At 72.0% G+C, this 15,289-nt stretch carries 8 protein-coding genes; 6 read left to right on the forward strand and 2 right to left on the reverse strand.

Translation table 11 applies throughout. The features are described from left to right. Position 1: 1 nt before the first annotated feature. Both ABFX81_RS22130 and ABFX81_RS22135 read right to left on the reverse strand, forming a co-directional pair. Complete coding sequence (locus ABFX81_RS22130) at positions 2-1,396, reverse strand: M20/M25/M40 family metallo-hydrolase (RefSeq protein ID WP_086848949.1); 1,395 nt, start codon at positions 1,394-1,396, stop codon at positions 2-4. Beyond that, positions 1,383-2,426: an Lrp/AsnC ligand binding domain-containing protein gene (locus ABFX81_RS22135; RefSeq protein ID WP_086848941.1), complete on the reverse strand. Its 1,044-nt coding sequence runs from the start codon at positions 2,424-2,426 to the stop codon at positions 1,383-1,385. Before ABFX81_RS22135 ends, ABFX81_RS22130 begins: the two co-directional genes overlap by 14 nt. Before the next feature lie 112 nt (positions 2,427-2,538). Here ABFX81_RS22135 and ABFX81_RS22140 point away from each other — a divergent pair, with 112 nt between their 5' ends. The 6 genes from ABFX81_RS22140 (at position 2,539) to ABFX81_RS22165 (ending at position 14,556) form a co-directional block, all read left to right on the forward strand. Next, on the forward strand, positions 2,539-4,113 hold the full coding sequence (locus ABFX81_RS22140; RefSeq protein ID WP_346138537.1) for an AbgT family transporter: 1,575 nt from the start codon (positions 2,539-2,541) through the stop codon (positions 4,111-4,113). Positions 4,114-4,151: 38 nt separating this feature from the next. Then, on the forward strand, positions 4,152-5,306 hold the full coding sequence (locus ABFX81_RS22145; protein ID WP_086848939.1) for a M20/M25/M40 family metallo-hydrolase: 1,155 nt from the start codon (positions 4,152-4,154) through the stop codon (positions 5,304-5,306). Between the two features lie 261 nt (positions 5,307-5,567). After that, a complete protein-coding gene (locus ABFX81_RS22150) occupies positions 5,568-8,489 on the forward strand; it encodes a glycosyl hydrolase 115 family protein (protein WP_086848937.1) in 2,922 nt (973 codons plus the stop codon). Between the two features lie 270 nt (positions 8,490-8,759). Then, positions 8,760-10,244: a cytochrome P450 gene (locus ABFX81_RS22155; protein ID WP_086848934.1), complete on the forward strand. Its 1,485-nt coding sequence runs from the start codon at positions 8,760-8,762 to the stop codon at positions 10,242-10,244. Then, on the forward strand, positions 10,228-11,235 hold the full coding sequence (locus ABFX81_RS22160; RefSeq protein ID WP_086848932.1) for a (-)-alpha-amorphene synthase: 1,008 nt from the start codon (positions 10,228-10,230) through the stop codon (positions 11,233-11,235). The genes ABFX81_RS22155 and ABFX81_RS22160 overlap by 17 nt, the downstream gene beginning before the upstream one ends. A gap of 207 nt (positions 11,236-11,442) precedes the next feature. Continuing rightward, positions 11,443-14,556: an ATP-binding protein gene (locus ABFX81_RS22165; protein WP_346138606.1), complete on the forward strand. Its 3,114-nt coding sequence runs from the start codon at positions 11,443-11,445 to the stop codon at positions 14,554-14,556. Positions 14,557-15,289 lie beyond the last annotated feature (733 nt).

A 15,289-nucleotide genomic window follows, 5' to 3' on the forward strand; every position in this document is an offset into this window, starting at 1 on the left:
CCTACCGATCGGTGTCAGGCGGGTGTTCGCCGAGGTCCCAGAACAGACCCGCCATGATGCGCAGCCCTTCGCGGGCCACCGACCCCAACAGGTGTTCGTCGGGGGCGTGCTGGGAGCAGGAGGGGTGGGAGTGCGGGACCCACACGGTGGGCAGGCCGAGGATGTCCGCGAAGGCGTCGTTGGGGAGGGTGCCGCCGAGGTTCGGCAGGACGGCCGGTTCCTTGCCCGTGGTGTGCCGCAGGGAGTCCACGGCCCAGCTGACCCAGGGGTCGTCCGGGCTGAGGCGGGTCGCGGGGACGGCCTGGAGGACGTCGACGTCGACCATGGACAGGCCCTGGGCGGCGAGGTGTTCGCGGACGATGCGTTCCAGGTCGTGCCAGGGCGTGCCGACGACGAAGCGGAGCTGGACGTCGGCATGGGCGGTGCCGGGGATGGCGCCGACGGGCTTGGCGGGATCCCCGGCGGCCAGGGTGAGGACCTCCAGGGTGTTCCAGCCGAAGACGCGTTCGGCCGGGCTGAGGCCCGGCTCGCCCCAGTCGGTGTCCACCTCCGGGTCGCCGTCCCCGCCGCCCACGGTGAGATCCGCCAGGGCGGCCGCGACGGGCCCGGGCAGCGCCGGCGGCCGCAGTCCCTCCACCAGGATGCGGCCCCGGGAGTCGACCAGGGTCGCCAGGGCCCCGGCGAGCACCGTGGCGGGGTTGCGCAGTGCGCCGCCCCAGTTGCCCGAGTGGTGGGCGCCCTCGCGCAGGGCCACGCGCAGGCGGAAGTTGACGGCGCCCCGGGAGCCGAGGAACAGGGTGGGGCGGCCGGCCGCGAGGCGTGGGCCGTCGGAGGCGATGAGCAGGTCGGCGGCCAGGTCGTCAGCCAGCCGGCGGCAGACCTCGTGCAGGCCCGGGGAGCCCGACTCCTCCCCCGTCTCCACAAGGACTTTCAGGTTGAAGCCCAGCCGGCCTCCCCGGGCGGCCAGGACCTGTTCGAGCGCGGCCAGGTCGACGGTGTGCTGGCCCTTGTTGTCGGCGGTGCCGCGCCCGTAGAGGCGGTCGCCCTCGACGACGAGTTCCCAGGGGGACAGGCCGGTGCGCCAGCGGCCGTCCTGGCCGGGGACGACGTCGCCGTGGCCGTAGACCAGGACGGTGGGCAGGCCGTCGGCCTCGTGCCGGTGGGCGAGCAGGAACGGGCCCGCGTCCGGCACCGGGTTGTCGACGATCCGTACGGTCGCGCCCAGGCGGCGTACGGCGGGGGCGAGTTCGTCGGCCAGGTAGGCGCGCAGCGGGCCGGTGCCGTCGGGCGGCGGGCTCTGGGTCGGGAACGCGACGCGGCGCCGCAGGTCGGCCAGGAAGCCGCCGGAGTCGTAGTAGGCCTCCGCCAGGCCGATGGCGGTCTCACGTGTCGTCATGCCGTGCACTCCCGGTGTCCGTGGGGCCGGGTACGTCGGCCAGGCGGCCGTCCTCCCGGTTGAGCCAGTGCCTCCGCAGCGCCTGGAGCACCACGGAGACGTCGAAGGAGATCACCCCGCCGAGCTCCGCCAGGTCCCCGGTGAGGAACTCCGCGAGACCCTCCTCGTCGCGGAAGACGCCCTGGTGGACGACGGAGAAGGCGCCCGCGTTGGTGGACACGTACCGGGCGGAGGGATGCCGGGCGAGTGTCCGGGCGGCCTCGCGCATCCCGCCCGGTGACACGGTCAGGGCGACCACCGCCTCCAGGGCGTAGCCGAGCAGCTCGGGCTCGATCTCCACGCGGGGGCGGACCAGTCCGCGCTGGAGCAGCGACTGGGTGACGCGGTAGGCGGTGGACTGCCCGATGCCCAGTTCCCGGGACACCTGCGCGGCGGTCGTCCGGCCGTCGGCGGCGAGCAGCCGCAGTGTGCGCAGTTCGTCACCGGTGGGGCGGGCGGGCCGGTCCGTGCCGCCCGGGTCCGTCTCGCGTTCCTCCGCGGTGTACGTGGCGAGCAGCCGGCGCTGATCCTCCGTCAGCCGGGGCAGCCGCCAGGAGTCGGACTTGGTGTCCGCCCGCAGGACGAGTTCGGTCCGGGTGGAACGTACGCCGGGGAGCGTGGCGATGCGCCGGGTGAGCAGGTCGCGGGCGTCGGCGCGGCGCGCGGGCTGCACGACGCAGTAGACGTCCGCCTGCCCGGCGGTGACCGCGACGTGGGCCGCTTCGGGCAGTTCCACGAGCCGCCGGGCGACGTCGACGGCCCGTCCCGGCGCGGTGATCCACACGTGCCAGGGAGTGCCCTCTCCGGTGACCGACAGGTCGACCTGGCCGATCACCCGCAGCAGCCGGTTCGACTCCAGCCGGGCCAGCCGCCGTCCCACGGTGCTCGCCGACACGCCCAGCGCCTGGGCCAGCAGGCTGAGCGGGGCGCGCGGCGCGCGTTGGAGAGCGGCGACCAGGTCGAGGTCGTCATCGTCCAGAGCGTTCTCCATGCGACCCATCCTCCATGGAACGAATCCGTCAACCAGCGACTTCACACGAACGATACGACCGCAACAACCTTTTTACTTGCATGATTTCGTCAAGAGGGTCGTCAATAGGGAAGTGACCACCGCCACTTCGCCCCCGCCGCCCGACGCTCCCTCGAAGCAGCTGTCCCGGCTGCTCGCCGTCCTCGGGCGCATCGAGCGCCTCGGCAACAAACTCCCCCACCCCTTCTGGCTGTTCGGTGTGCTCAGCGTCGTCCTGGCGCTGGTCAGCTGGCTTCTGTCGGCCACCGGCGCCTCCGCGCTCAACCCCGCCACCGGCAAGACGGTGGGGGTGCGCAGCCTCGTCTCGGGCGAGGGGCTGCGGATGATGATCTCCGACGCGGTGACCAACTACGCCACGTTCCCGCCACTCGGCACGATCCTCGTGGTGATGCTCGGCGTGGCCGTCGCCGACCGCTCGGGGCTGCTGCCCGCGATGCTGCGGGCGGCCGTCGCCCGGGTCCCGGCCCGGTGGCTGACGTTCACGCTCGCCTTCACGGCCATGGTCGCGCACGTCGCGTCCGACGCGGCCTACGTGGTGCTGGTGCCGCTGGGCGCGATGGCGTTCCGGGCGGTGGGGCGCAGTCCGATGCTCGGTGCCGTGGTGGCGTTCGTGTCGGTGTCCGCCGGGTACGACGCGAGCCCGCTGGTCACACCGACGGACGCGATCCTGGCCGGGCTCACGACGGCCGCCGCGCACACGGTCGACCCCTCGTACGTGGTCAACCCGCTGTCCAACTACTTCTTCTCCGTGGCCTCGTCGGTCGTCCTGGCCCTCGTCGTCACCGTCGTCACGGAGAAGGTCATCGCCCGGCGGGTGGCCGCGATGCCCGAGGAACCGGAGCCGGAGGACGCCCCCGAGGCCGCCGGTACGGAAGCCGGGGGACTGACGCTGCGCCCGGAGGAGCGCAGAGGCCTGCGCAACGCGGGTGTCGCGCTGCTGGGGTTCACCGCGCTGGTCGTGGCCGCGACGGCCCCGGCCGGGTCACCGCTGCGCGGCGAGGGCGGCAGCATCGTGGAGTCGCCGGTGCTCACCGGTATCGCGGTCGTGCTGGCGGTGGCGTTCCTGATCGTGGGCGCCGTGTACGGGCGCACGGTCGGGACCGTACGGACGGGCCGGGACATCCCCGACCAGATGGCGAAGGGCCTGCGCGAGATGGCGCCGATCCTGGTGCTGTTCTTCGCCATCTCCCAGTTCCTGGCGTACTTCAAGTGGACCGGCGTCGGCGAGGTCCTGGCGATCCGGGGCGCCGGCCTGCTGAAGTCGGCGGGCATCACGGGCCCGGTCGCGTTCCTGGGCGTCCTGCTCGTCTGCACGGTCATCAACCTGCTCGTCACCAGCGGCTCCGCCCAGTGGGCCCTGGTCTCCCCGGTGTTCGTGCCGATGTTCATGCTGCTCGACATCCCGCCCGAGGTGACACAGGCGGTGTACCGCATCGCCGACTCCTGCACCAACGCGGCGACCCCGATGAGCGCCTACTTCGTCATGACCCTGGGCGTCGTCCAGCGCTACCGGCGCTCGGCCGGCATCGGCACGCTGCTGTCGCTGACCCTGCCGCTCTGCCTGGTCATGCTGGTGGCCTGGACGCTGCTGTTCTACGCCTGGTGGGCGCTCGGCATTCCCCTGGGCCCCGGGGTGCCCGTCCGCTGACCGCCCGGCCGCTTTCGTACGTACGAGGAGGAACGCCCATGTCCCTGACCCGTGTCGAGTCGCCGGCCCGGACCGCCCTGCCGGAGATGACCGGCGACCTGCGGAGGCTGGTCGAGCTGGAGACCCCCAGCGACGACAAGGAGTTGCTGACCGCCGGCCTCGCGGCCGTCGAGGCCTGGACACACCACCGGCTCGGCCCTCCCGACGACGCGCGGAGGTACGACGGCGGCCCGCACGGCGACATGCTGGAGCTGCTCTACCGGGGCACGTCCCCGGCCGTGGTGCTGGTCCTGTGCCACTACGACACGGTGTGGCCGGCCGGCACCCTCGCCGAGTGGCCCTTCCGGGTGAGCGAGGACGGCCGGGCCACCGGACCGGGCGTGTTCGACATGAAGTGCGGCCTGGTACAGGCGGTGTGGGCGCTGCGCCTGTTGCGGGAACTGGACCTGCCGCGCCCGTCGGTACGGCTGTTCCTGAACGGCGACGAGGAGATCGGCAGCCCTGCTTCCCGGCCGCACATCGAGCGGTTGAGCGAGGACGCGGCGGCCACGCTCGTGTGCGAGGCGGCGGCCGGTCCGGAGGGGGCGCTGAAGACGTCCCGCAAGGGCGTCGGCCTCTTCGAGGTGACGGTGGAGGGCGTGGAGGCACACGCGGGCCTCGATCCGTACCGGGGCGCCAGCGCCGTGCACGCCCTCGCCGAACTGGTCACGCGCATCGCCGGGCTGGGCTCCCGGGAGCGGGGCACGACGGTCAACGTCGGGCTGATCGGCGGCGGCACCGGCCGCAACGTCGTCGCCGGCCGGGCGAGCTGCGGCATCGACGTACGCATCCCCGACCCCGCGGAAGCGGCCCGCGTCGACGCCGCACTGGCCTCCCTCACGCCCTCCGACCCCCGGGTCCGGGTCACGGTCACCGGCGGCTGGAACCGTCCCCCGATGGTGCCGACGCCCGCTTCCCGGCTCCTGTTCAAGCAGGCGCGTGCGGCAGCGGAGGAGCTGGGGTGGCCCCTGCGGGAGACGGCCGTCGGCGGGGCGAGCGACGGCAACTTCGTCTCCGCGCTCGGCCGTCCCGTCCTCGACGGCCTGGGCGCGGTGGGCGACGGCGCCCACGCGCGGCACGAGCACGTCCTGCTGGACCATCTACCGTCGCGCACGGCGCTGCTGGCGGGGCTCCTCATGGCGGGGGCGGCGTAGGCACGGAAGGCCGGGGCGCTGTGGCCGCAGGGGCCTCCCCGACCTCTGGACTCCCTCACGCGGGCTCGCCTAGGGTGCGACGGCAAGCGCTTTCTAGCCTGCCCATGCCAATCCCACGTGCGCGCAGCCCCGCCGACGGCCCGGACGAGGAACCGACGCGGGTCTGACGCGGAAAGGCAGTGCCCCGTGCCGCACAGCGAGCCCCACGGACCGTCGCACCCGTCACACCCCTCCTGGACCCGCAAGTCGTTCTTACGGGGATTGGCGGCCGTCGGCGCCGCCCCCTTGCTCCCCGCAGCAGTACTCCCCACCGCCACCGCGGAAGCCGCCCCCTCCGCCCGGCCGGACTTCCCACTGCTCCGGAACGGCACTCCCACGGACGTGTTCGTGGACGCGGCGGACGACCCCGCCGTGATCCGCGCGGCCGGTGACCTCGTGGCGGACGTGGAGCGGGTCGGCGGCGTCGGACCGCAGCTGCTGCACACCGTGCCCCGGCGGGCCGAACTCCTGGTCGTGGTGGGGACGATCGGCGCGAGCCCGGTGATCGACCGGCTCGTCCGGCACAGACGCCTGGACGTCTCCCGGGTCGAGGGCCGCTGGGAGGCGTCCGTCACCCAGGTCGTGGACCGTCCGCTGCCCGGCGTGGACCGCGCCCTGGTGATCGCGGGCAGCGACCGGCGCGGCACGGTCTACGGCGTCTACGACACCTCGGAGCGCATCGGCGTCTCGCCCTGGTACTGGTGGGCCGACGTGCCGGTGGTCCGCCGCGACACGGTGACGGTCCCGGCAGGCCCCTTCGTACGCCACGAGCCCGCCGTCCGCTACCGCGGCATCTTCATCAACGACGAGCAGAACCTCACCACCTGGTCCCACCGCACCCAGGAGCCGGACAAGAACATCGGCCCCCGCACCTACGAGCGGGTCTTCGAACTGCTGCTGCGCCTCAAGGCCAACTACCTCTGGCCCGCGATGCACCCGTACTCCGACTTCTTCAACAAGCACCGCGAGAACCCCGAACTCGCCGACCGCTACGGCATCGTGGTCGGCTCCAGTCACCCCGAGGCCATGCTCCGCAACGGTGTGCACGAGTGGGAGCCGTGGGCCGAGGAACACCGGAACCCCGACGGCACCCTTCCCCTCTACGACTACACGGTGAACCCCGCCGTCATCTCCGACTACTGGCGGGCGCGGGCCCGGCAGAACGCCGGCTACGAGAGCAGCTGGACGATCGGCATGCGCGGCCTGCACGACTCCGCGCTGGAGACGAAGTACGCCACCACGATCCCGGAGAAGGTCGCGGTGATGAACGACATCATCAACGACCAGCGCCACATCCTGGCCGAGGAGGTGGGCGAGGCGGCCCAGCCGCAGATCTTCATCCCGTACAAGGAGGTCCTGGAGCTGTACAACGCGGGCGTCCGCGTCCCCGACGACGTCACGCTGATCTGGCCGGACGACAACCACGGCAACATGCGCCAGCTCCCGAACGAGGCGGAACGGGGGCGCGCCGGCGGCAACGGCATCTACTACCACCTCTCCTACTGGGGCCGCCCCAGGAGCTATCTGTGGCTGGACACCACGCAGTTGAGCAAGGTGTGGCAGGAGCTGCGCCGGGTCCACGACCACCAGGCCGACCGGATGTGGATCTTCAACGTCGGTGACATCAAGTCGATCGAGACCGGCCTGTCGTTCTGCCTGGACATGGCGTGGGACGTGGACCGCTGGGGCCCGGGGAACGTCGGGGACTTCCTGGTGGAATGGGCGGGGCGCCAGTTCGGCCGGCGCCACGGCCCGGAGATCGCCGCCATCCGCACGGAGTACTACCGCCTGGCGGCGGAGCGGCGCCCGGAGTTCATCGACAAGGCGGTCTTCTCCACGGTGCACCACGGGGACGAAGCCGAACGCCGGTTGTCCGCCTACGAGCGGTTGCTGGACCGGGTGCGGAAGCTGGGCGCGAAGCTGCCCGAGGCCTACCGCGACGCCTTCTACGAACTGGTCGAGTACCCGGTGCACGGCGCCTACTTGATGAACCTGAAGTACTACTGGGCGGACCGGAACGCGCTCGCCGTCCGTCAGGGGCGCGGCGCGGGAACGAACCGCTTCGCGGATCTGGCCGAGGCCGCGCACGCCGAGGAACAGGCGATCACCCGCCGATACAACTCGGAGATCGCGGGCGGCAAGTGGGACGGCATCGTCAACCCCTACCCCTCCCAGATCCCGAAGGCCCCGGGCCGTCCGGCCGTCACGCGGGTGCCCCGCCAGGAGACCTCGGGCCTGGGGCTGGCCGCGGAGGGCAACGAAACGGGAGCGGGCCGGCCACTCTCCTTCTCCTCCTACACCCGCGACCGCCGCTTCGTCGACGTCTTCAACACGGGTTTCCTCCCCCTCCGGTGGCAGGCCGAGCCGAGTCACCCGTGGATCCGGCTGAGCGCGGCGGGCGGCGAACTCACCGACCAGGCACGGGTACGGGTGGAGATCGACTGGCCGCGGGCACCGGAGGGCACCCACCACCCCACGCTGACCTTCACCGGCGCCGGCACGACCGCCGAGGTGCCTCTGCGGGTGGTCAACGACGGCGAACGGGCCCGGCAGCGCGCTCGCGGTTTCGTCGAGGCCCACGGCTATGTGTCGATCGACGCCGCGCACTTCGACCGCCAGGTGGCGCGCGGCGGGGCCCGGTGGCGGGTCGTACGCGGGCTGGGTCGCCGCACGGCCGCCGTGGAGGCGGTCCCGACGACCGCACCGCCTGTCACCGAGGACCTCGCCACCCGGTCACCGGAACTGCGCTACCGGGTGCGCTTCACCAGCTCCGGCACCTTCCCGGTGACCGTCTTCCGGCTGCCCTCCCTCGACGAGCGGGGCAAGCGCCGGCTGGCGATCGCCCTCGACGACCAGCCGCCGACGCTCCTGTCCGGCCAGGCGATCGCCACCGGCAACCGGGGGGACACGTGGGCCCGCAACGTCGAGGAGGGCATCGAGAAGCTGACCACCACGGTGACCGTGACGGAGCCGGGTGAGCACGTGCTGCGGCTGTTCATGACCGACCCCGCGATCGCCGTGGACCAGATCGTCATCGACACGGGTGGCCTGCCCCCGAGTTATCTGGCGCCACCGGAGAGCTACCACCGTGTCCTCAGTCCCGGCCCCGCCGTCGCACCTGGCGTGGAAGCACCGGGACGATAGGCCAGTCACCGGCAGTCGCCCGGAGCGACTGCCGGTGTTCTTCGGGAGCACTGGCGGGGACACGGATTTCTGCGTGCACAGAAAATAAAAAAATCTGGGTGCATGCAGCCACCGTGATTCGCTCGACGCCCCTCCGTGCTTCCGTGCGCCCCTACGGAGAAAGGATTCCGCGAGCCATCGACAGATTCCACTGGGCAGGACATGAGGCGAGCATCATGTCGGTGCGACCGCACCAAAATCCCGTGTGCCAACTGAGGCAGGTGGTATTCGATGAGCGGCTCCCTTCCCGGACCGGCCCGAGATTGGACAGTGGGCACTGCTCCAGGCATATTCCCATTCATCGGCCACGGTATCGACTTGGTCCGTCGGCCGCTGGCTTTTCTGAATTCTTTGCCCGGACACGGTGATCTGGTCGAGATACGCCTGGGTCCGCAGCGTGCCTGGATGGCGTGTCACCCGGACCTGGTCCACCAGGTGCTCAGGGACCCGCGCACGTTCGACAAGGGCGGCCCGCTCTACGACAGGTTACGGATGCTGCTGGGGGACGGCGTCGGCACCTGCCGCCATCAGGATCACCGGCGCCAGCGCAGGCTGCTCCAGCCCGAGTTCCGCAAGGCCCGCGTCGCCGACCAGGTGAGCCTGATGGGCGAGGAGGTGGAGTCGGTGTGCCGCGCGTGGCGGCCCGGACAGCTGGTCGACATCAGCGCGACCATGCTGGACCTGTCCACACGCGTGGTCAGCCGCGTCCTCTTCTCCGACTCGCTCGACCCCGCGACGGCCGCCGAGATGCGCAGGTGCCTGGCCACCGTGGTCCGCGGCATGTTCGTCCGGACGGTGATGCCGGTCGACGCCCTGTTCCGTGTTCCCACGCCGTCGAACCGGCGCTACCGGCATGCTTCCGACCGCCTGCGCGCGATCGTCGGCGCGGCCATCGCCCAGCGCCGGCGAGGCACTGCCCGGGACGACCGCGACGACCTCCTCGCAACCCTGCTGGCGGCCACGCGGCCCGACCGCGGGGAGACGGCGATCACCGATCAGGAAGTCCACGGCCAGGTGCTGACGCTCATGTTCGCCGGTGCCGAGAGCACCGCCCTGTGCCTCTCTTCCGCCTTGGAGCTCCTGGGGCGGCATCCCGAGGAGGAACGCCGCCTGCACTCCGAAGTCGACGCCGTGCTCGCTTCAGGGCAGCCGCCCGGCCCCGACGAGCTGCCGCGTCTCGTCCACACCCGCTGCGTCCTCACCGAGACCCTCCGCCACCGCCCGCCGGGCTGGCTCTTCACCCGCGTCACCACCCAGGAGACAGAGCTGGCCGGGCACTCTCTCCCGCAGGGCTCCACCGTCATGTTCAGCCCGTACCTCCTGCACCACGACCCCGCCGTGTTCCCCGACCCCGATCGCTTCCTCCCCGACCGCTGGCTGCCCGGGCAGACCGTCGCGGTCCCGCCCGGAGCGATGATTCCGTTCGGTGCGGGCAGCCGGAAATGCATCGGGGAGACACTCGCGCTGGCGGAGGCCACGGTGGCCGTCGCGTTCATCGCCCGCCACTGGCGGCTGCGTCATCTGCCCGACTACACCGAACGGCTGCGCCCCGCGGCGTCGTTGGGACCGAGGGGACTGGTCATGGTCAGCGAACCGCGAACGAGGCCGCCGATGAGCACACCGCCTCCGGCGGATTCACGCGCACCCGCGACAACCGTCGTACCCGTCGTCCACAACTCCCGAACGGCAGGTGGCAACGATGTCCGCGACGCATGAGGAAATCACGCTCGCCGCGCAGAAGGAAATTCCGGTCGTCGATCTGCGGGAACTGATCGACGCGAACCTCTACATGCCCTTCCCATTCCAGCGCAATCCCCACGGGTCCGAAGCGGCCGCAGGCGTCGAGGAATGGCTGAGCACCTGGGGGCTGACCGACGACCCGGCGGTGGCGGCCATGATCTCCTATACGCGCCCCGCCGAACTCGCGGCCTACAACAGTCCGACCATGGATTCCGGGCTCCTCCAGATCACGGCCAACCAGATCGCCTACCAGTTCATCTACGACGACCGCGCGGAGGACATCGGCCGGCACACGCCCGGCCGGTTGCTCCCCATGCTGTGCGAGAGCATCGCGATCCTGCGGGACGGCCAGCCCCCCACCACCCCGCTCGGGGCGGCACTGGCCGACCTCCACCGACAGGTACAGGAGCGGTGCACACCCGCTCAGGCCGCACGATGGGCCTGGAACAGCCGTGAGTACGTGCACGGCCTGCTGTACGAAGCGGTGGCCCAGGCTCATCCCGTCCCGGTGGGAAGCGGGCTGTGCCGGTCCGTACGCTCCCTCATCGCGGGCGTCGAACCGTTCTACCCGCTGTGCGAGGCCGCGCAGCCGTGCGAACTGACCCCCGAGGAGATCCATCACCCCGTCATGCGACGCCTGAGCCGGCTGTCGGCCGACGCGGCGGTGTGGATACCCGACCTCTTCTCCGCGGTGAAGGAACAGCGGGCGGGCGGCGTGATCAACCTGGCCCTCGCCTACCAGCGGACCCACCGGTGCTCCCTGCCGGTGGCCGTCACGCTCGCCACACGGCACATCAACAGCACGATCCGCGAGTTCGAGGAGCTCTACGGTGAGCTCAGGCCGGAGTTGAGCCCGTCCGGCGTCGGCTACGTGGAGGGCATGGCCGGCTGGATCCGCGGTTGCTACTTCTGGTCCCGGACCGTGCCACGGTACGCGGACACGATGGCTGCACCCGTGGTGCCCTGATGCGCTGTCCGACCGGTCGTTTCCACCACAGGGGACCCGAGAAGGGCGGAAACACAGCAGACTACCCGAAAGGCCGAGACGCGAACCGCCTCCGCGGGAAATTCACTCTCTCAGTCGAGCTCCTGTTCCGGCCCGGCCACGGGGCCTGCACGAGGGCGTACGCTCGCCCCGTCCGGCGGGGAGCAACGACAGGAAGCGGTAGACCACATGGCCCATGGGCTGCGGCAACCGATCACCGAAGACCGGCCTCTTCTCGAGCGCGACGACGAACTCCAGGCCATCGACCACGCGTTGGCGGAGCTCCGTGACACCGTCGACGGCGTGCCCCAGGTACCGCGCGGCGGGTTGCTCGCCTTCACCGGCGAGGCCGGGCTGGGCAAGACGACACTCATCGCGGCGGTGCGTGCCCGCGCCGCCGCCCTCGGGTTCACGGTGTTCTCCGGCAAGGGCGGCGAGAACGAACGGGGGATGGCGTTCCGCGTCGTCCGCCAGGCCATGCAGCCCATCCTGGCCCGGATGAGCGAGACGGAGCGCCGGGATTTCCTGGGCAGTTGGTACGACATCGTCGGCGCCGCGCTCGGTCTCGAGGCGACGGACCCCGCTCGGGTGCCGGACCCGACCGGAGTACGCGACGGCCTCGACTGGGTCATGACGCGGCTGACGATGCTGAACTCGCCTGTCGTTCTGCTCCTGGACGACCTGCACTGGGCCGATGCCGAATCCCTCGACTGGCTCGCCTCCTTCGCACCCCGGGTCGCGAACCTCCCGCTGCTGATCGTCGTCGGCTACCGGCCCGACGAACTTCCGCCCGACGCGACCGGTTTCCGTACGCTCGTCGAACGCCACGAGCGACGCCCGCACCTGCTGTCTCCGCTCGGCGAGGCCGGTGTGGCGCGCATCATCAGGGATGAAGTGGGCGAGGAAGCCGAGGACGAGTTCTGCGGCGAGTGCTGGAGTGTCACCGGTGGAAGCCCCTTCGAGGCCGTCGAACTGGCCATCAGGCTCCGTGAGCGGAAGCTGAGGGGCACCCAGGACGAACTGCCCGCGATGCGGGACCTCGCCGCCGCGGTCAAGGGCCCCGGTCTGATCGAGCGTCTCAAACGGCTCGGCCCGGGCACCGTCCGCTTCGCGTGGGCCGGCGCTGTCCTGGGTGGGTCCTTCTCCCCCGAGGTCGCCGCCGACCTCGCGGTTCTCGGCAGCGAGGAGGCCCTCGAGGCGGCCGAGAAGCTGCGCGCCCGCCGCATTCTCGCGGACACCGACGAGCCCGCGGGCAGCCTGGAGTTCGTCCACCCCCAGATCGCCACGACGATCTACCGCGACATCCCCGCGGGCCTGCGGGTCGGCATGCACAACGCGGCCGCCCATGCCGCCCAGGAGGTCGGGGCCGACCCCACCGTCGCCGCCCGGCACCTGCTGGAGGTTCCCTGCGACGGCCGGCCCGAGGCGGTCGCGTGCCTGCGCGCCGCCGCGCGTGAGTACCTCCGCGCCGGGGCCCCGGAGGCCGCCCGGCGCGTGCTGACCCGAGCGCTGCGGGAACCGCCCCCTGCCGAGGACCGCGCCACCCTTCTCCACGAGCTGGCCTGCTCGACCTTCCTGATCGAGCCCACGGCCACGGTCAGCCATCTCCGGGAGGCGCTGAAGGAGCCGGGAATCGACCCCGATCTGCGCGCCTCCATCGTCTACCGGCTGACGCAGGCGCTGGCCCATACCGACCGGCTGACCGAGGCCGCGACCGTGGCCGCCGACGAGGCGCGGCGCGCCACCAACGCGCGCGTCAAACTGCGCATGCAGGCCGATCACTTCGTGTGGAGCGCGTTCCGCGCCGACGAGCCCGACTCCTCCGCCCGCTCGCGCCGGCTGGCGCGGCTGGCGGACAAGCTGCCCGGCCGGGGCCTGGAGGAACGCTGCATCCTCGGTCTGCGGGCGTGGGACGCCCTCGTGCGCGGCGAGCCGCGGCGGACCGCCCTCGTGTATGCCGAGGAGGCACTCAGCGGAGGGATGAGCTGGACCGACGAGAACCGCGGCTTCGAGGTGCCCGCCGCAGTCGCCCTGCTGTTCATGTACTGCGACCAGCCACGGCGGGCCGAAGAGCTCTTCGCCGAAGGCATGGCCGAGTGCGAGCACATGGGGTGGCGCGGCTCCCATCTGGCGCAGGGCCAGACGCTCCTGGGCTACATCCGCTACCGCCGTGGCTGCCTGCGCGAGGCGGAGGAACTCGTCCGGGCCGGGCTGCACACCGCCGAGCGCGTCGAAGGAGCGGTGCCCGCCCAGTGGTTCGCCATCGGCATTCTCATCCAGACCCTGCTGGCCCGTGGGCGCACCGGTGACGCTCGCCGGCTCGCCGACAGCTACCACTACGGCGACGTGGTCCCCAACGCCGTCATCTTCCCCGACCCCCGCACGGTGTACGCCGACCTGCTCCTGGCGGAGGGGCGCCTCCCTCAGGCGGCGCGGCTGTTGTCCAAGGTCGGGGAGTGGCTGGATGGGCGGGACTGGCGCAACCCCGCGTGGTGCCCCTGGCAGCTGGGACTGGCCTCGGCACTCGCCCGCACCGACCCCGACGAGGCGGTCCGCCATGCCCAGGACGCCGTCAAGCGGGCCCGGGACTTCGGCGCGGCGTCCGCGATCGGCCAGGCCCTGCACGCCCAGGCGGAGGTGACGGGCGGGGAGGCCGCACTCGATCTGCACGCGCAGGCCGTCGACCACCTGGAGCAGTCGCCCGCCGCGTACCAACTTGCCCGCGCCCTCGTCGGCCACGGCGCCGCGCTGGCCCGCAACGGCCATCTGCAAGACGCCGCCGACCGGCTCTACCAGGGCCTGGAAGGCGCGGTGCACTGCGGTGCCGAGGTTGTGCTGCGCCCGATGCCCCATCGACTCCCAGAACCTCCGCAGCTCCGTGATGTTCGTGCGGCGCTGCCAGGAGGCCTTGGGCCGGAACGGGGAGCGGGACAGGAGGGTGGACTGAGTGCGGCAGAAGGCCTCACCGAGTTCCGCTCGGTGGCCGTCGAGGCCCGTGGCCGGGTACGGGCACAGTTCGAAGGCGCAGTCGTCGCGGCAGTTGGAGCCCGCCTGGGAGGAGGACGTGCGGACGGTGGTGCGGCCCGGGTCGAGCGGGGTGCGGTCCAGGGTGAGGCAGGGGGGCAGGTCGGGCCGGGCGGTGTGCTGGAGGCGCCGGATGCGGTCGGTGGGCCAGTCTCCCCGTTCGGCCAGGTTCAGGAGCAGCAGCACGTCGGCCAGGAGTTGCTGCGCGGTCGGGTGCAGGGCGCTCCAGCCCGTGGACGGCGGGATCCACAGGTTGTGCTTGCGTGCCTCGCCCCGTGACGTCTGGGAGCCGACGTGCGCGGCGACGCCCGACTCGTCGATCCACAGGAACCGTTCGGGCTGCCCGGTCTCCAGGGCCCAGACGCAGAGTTTCCCGGCCTCGATCACGAACGGATGCTCCGGTTCGCCGTCCGGCCGGGCCAGCCACTGACGGACCTGCTGGGCGGGGTCGGACCCGTGACCGCGCGACGGGCGCCCGGCGGCGCCGCCGTCGGGCAGGTCCCACAGGGTCAGCGCGTGCAGCAGCGTGAGGCGGGTGAACCAGAACCGGGTGCGCTTGAGCATGTCCCACGCCTGCTCGCTCAGGTACTCGCGGGCCTCGGGCCGGGCGTGCGGGTGGCGGTGCCGGCGGTTCGCCGCGTACTTGAAGCCCTGGGCCAGCGCCACCTCCACGTTGAGGTCGAGTCCGGCGGGCCCGTCGGGACCGTCCGCCGGGATGCCGACGCGCCGCACCCAGCTCTCCAGGAACGCGTACGGGGTGTCCTGGTGCCGGTGGGTGGTGACCGAACCGACGAGCAGCGGGACCAGCCAGGCGCACAGGGTGTTGTCCCGCCACTGCCGTTCCTCGGCCTCGCGGTCCTCGCGTTCCCGTCTGCGCTCCTGGCGCCGCTCGTCCTCACGCTCCTTCAGCTCCCTCTTCATGCGCGCGACCTGGCCCTCGCCCCGCCGGCGCAGTCTGGTCTCCCGCTCCCCCACCAGCTCCGGCTGCTGGCCGCCCCACAGCTTCTCCCGC

The sequence above is a fragment of the Streptomyces coeruleofuscus genome (genome assembly GCF_039532725.1).
GTDB lineage: Bacteria > Actinomycetota > Actinomycetes > Streptomycetales > Streptomycetaceae > Streptomyces > Streptomyces coeruleofuscus.

Bases quoted from the DNA above. Each gene is read 5' to 3' on its own strand.
- ABFX81_RS22130 (WP_086848949.1), bottom strand. From the start codon at position 1,396: ATGACGACACGTGAGACCGCCATCGGCCTGGCGGAGGCCTACTACGAC.
- ABFX81_RS22135 (WP_086848941.1), bottom strand. From the start codon at position 2,426: ATGGAGAACGCTCTGGACGATGACGACCTCGACCTGGTCGCCGCTCTC.
- ABFX81_RS22145 (WP_086848939.1), top strand. From the start codon at position 4,152: ATGTCCCTGACCCGTGTCGAGTCGCCGGCCCGGACCGCCCTGCCGGAG.
- ABFX81_RS22155 (WP_086848934.1), top strand. From the start codon at position 8,760: ATGAGCGGCTCCCTTCCCGGACCGGCCCGAGATTGGACAGTGGGCACT.
- ABFX81_RS22160 (WP_086848932.1), top strand. From the start codon at position 10,228: ATGTCCGCGACGCATGAGGAAATCACGCTCGCCGCGCAGAAGGAAATT.
- ABFX81_RS22165 (WP_346138606.1), top strand. From the start codon at position 11,443: ATGGCCCATGGGCTGCGGCAACCGATCACCGAAGACCGGCCTCTTCTC.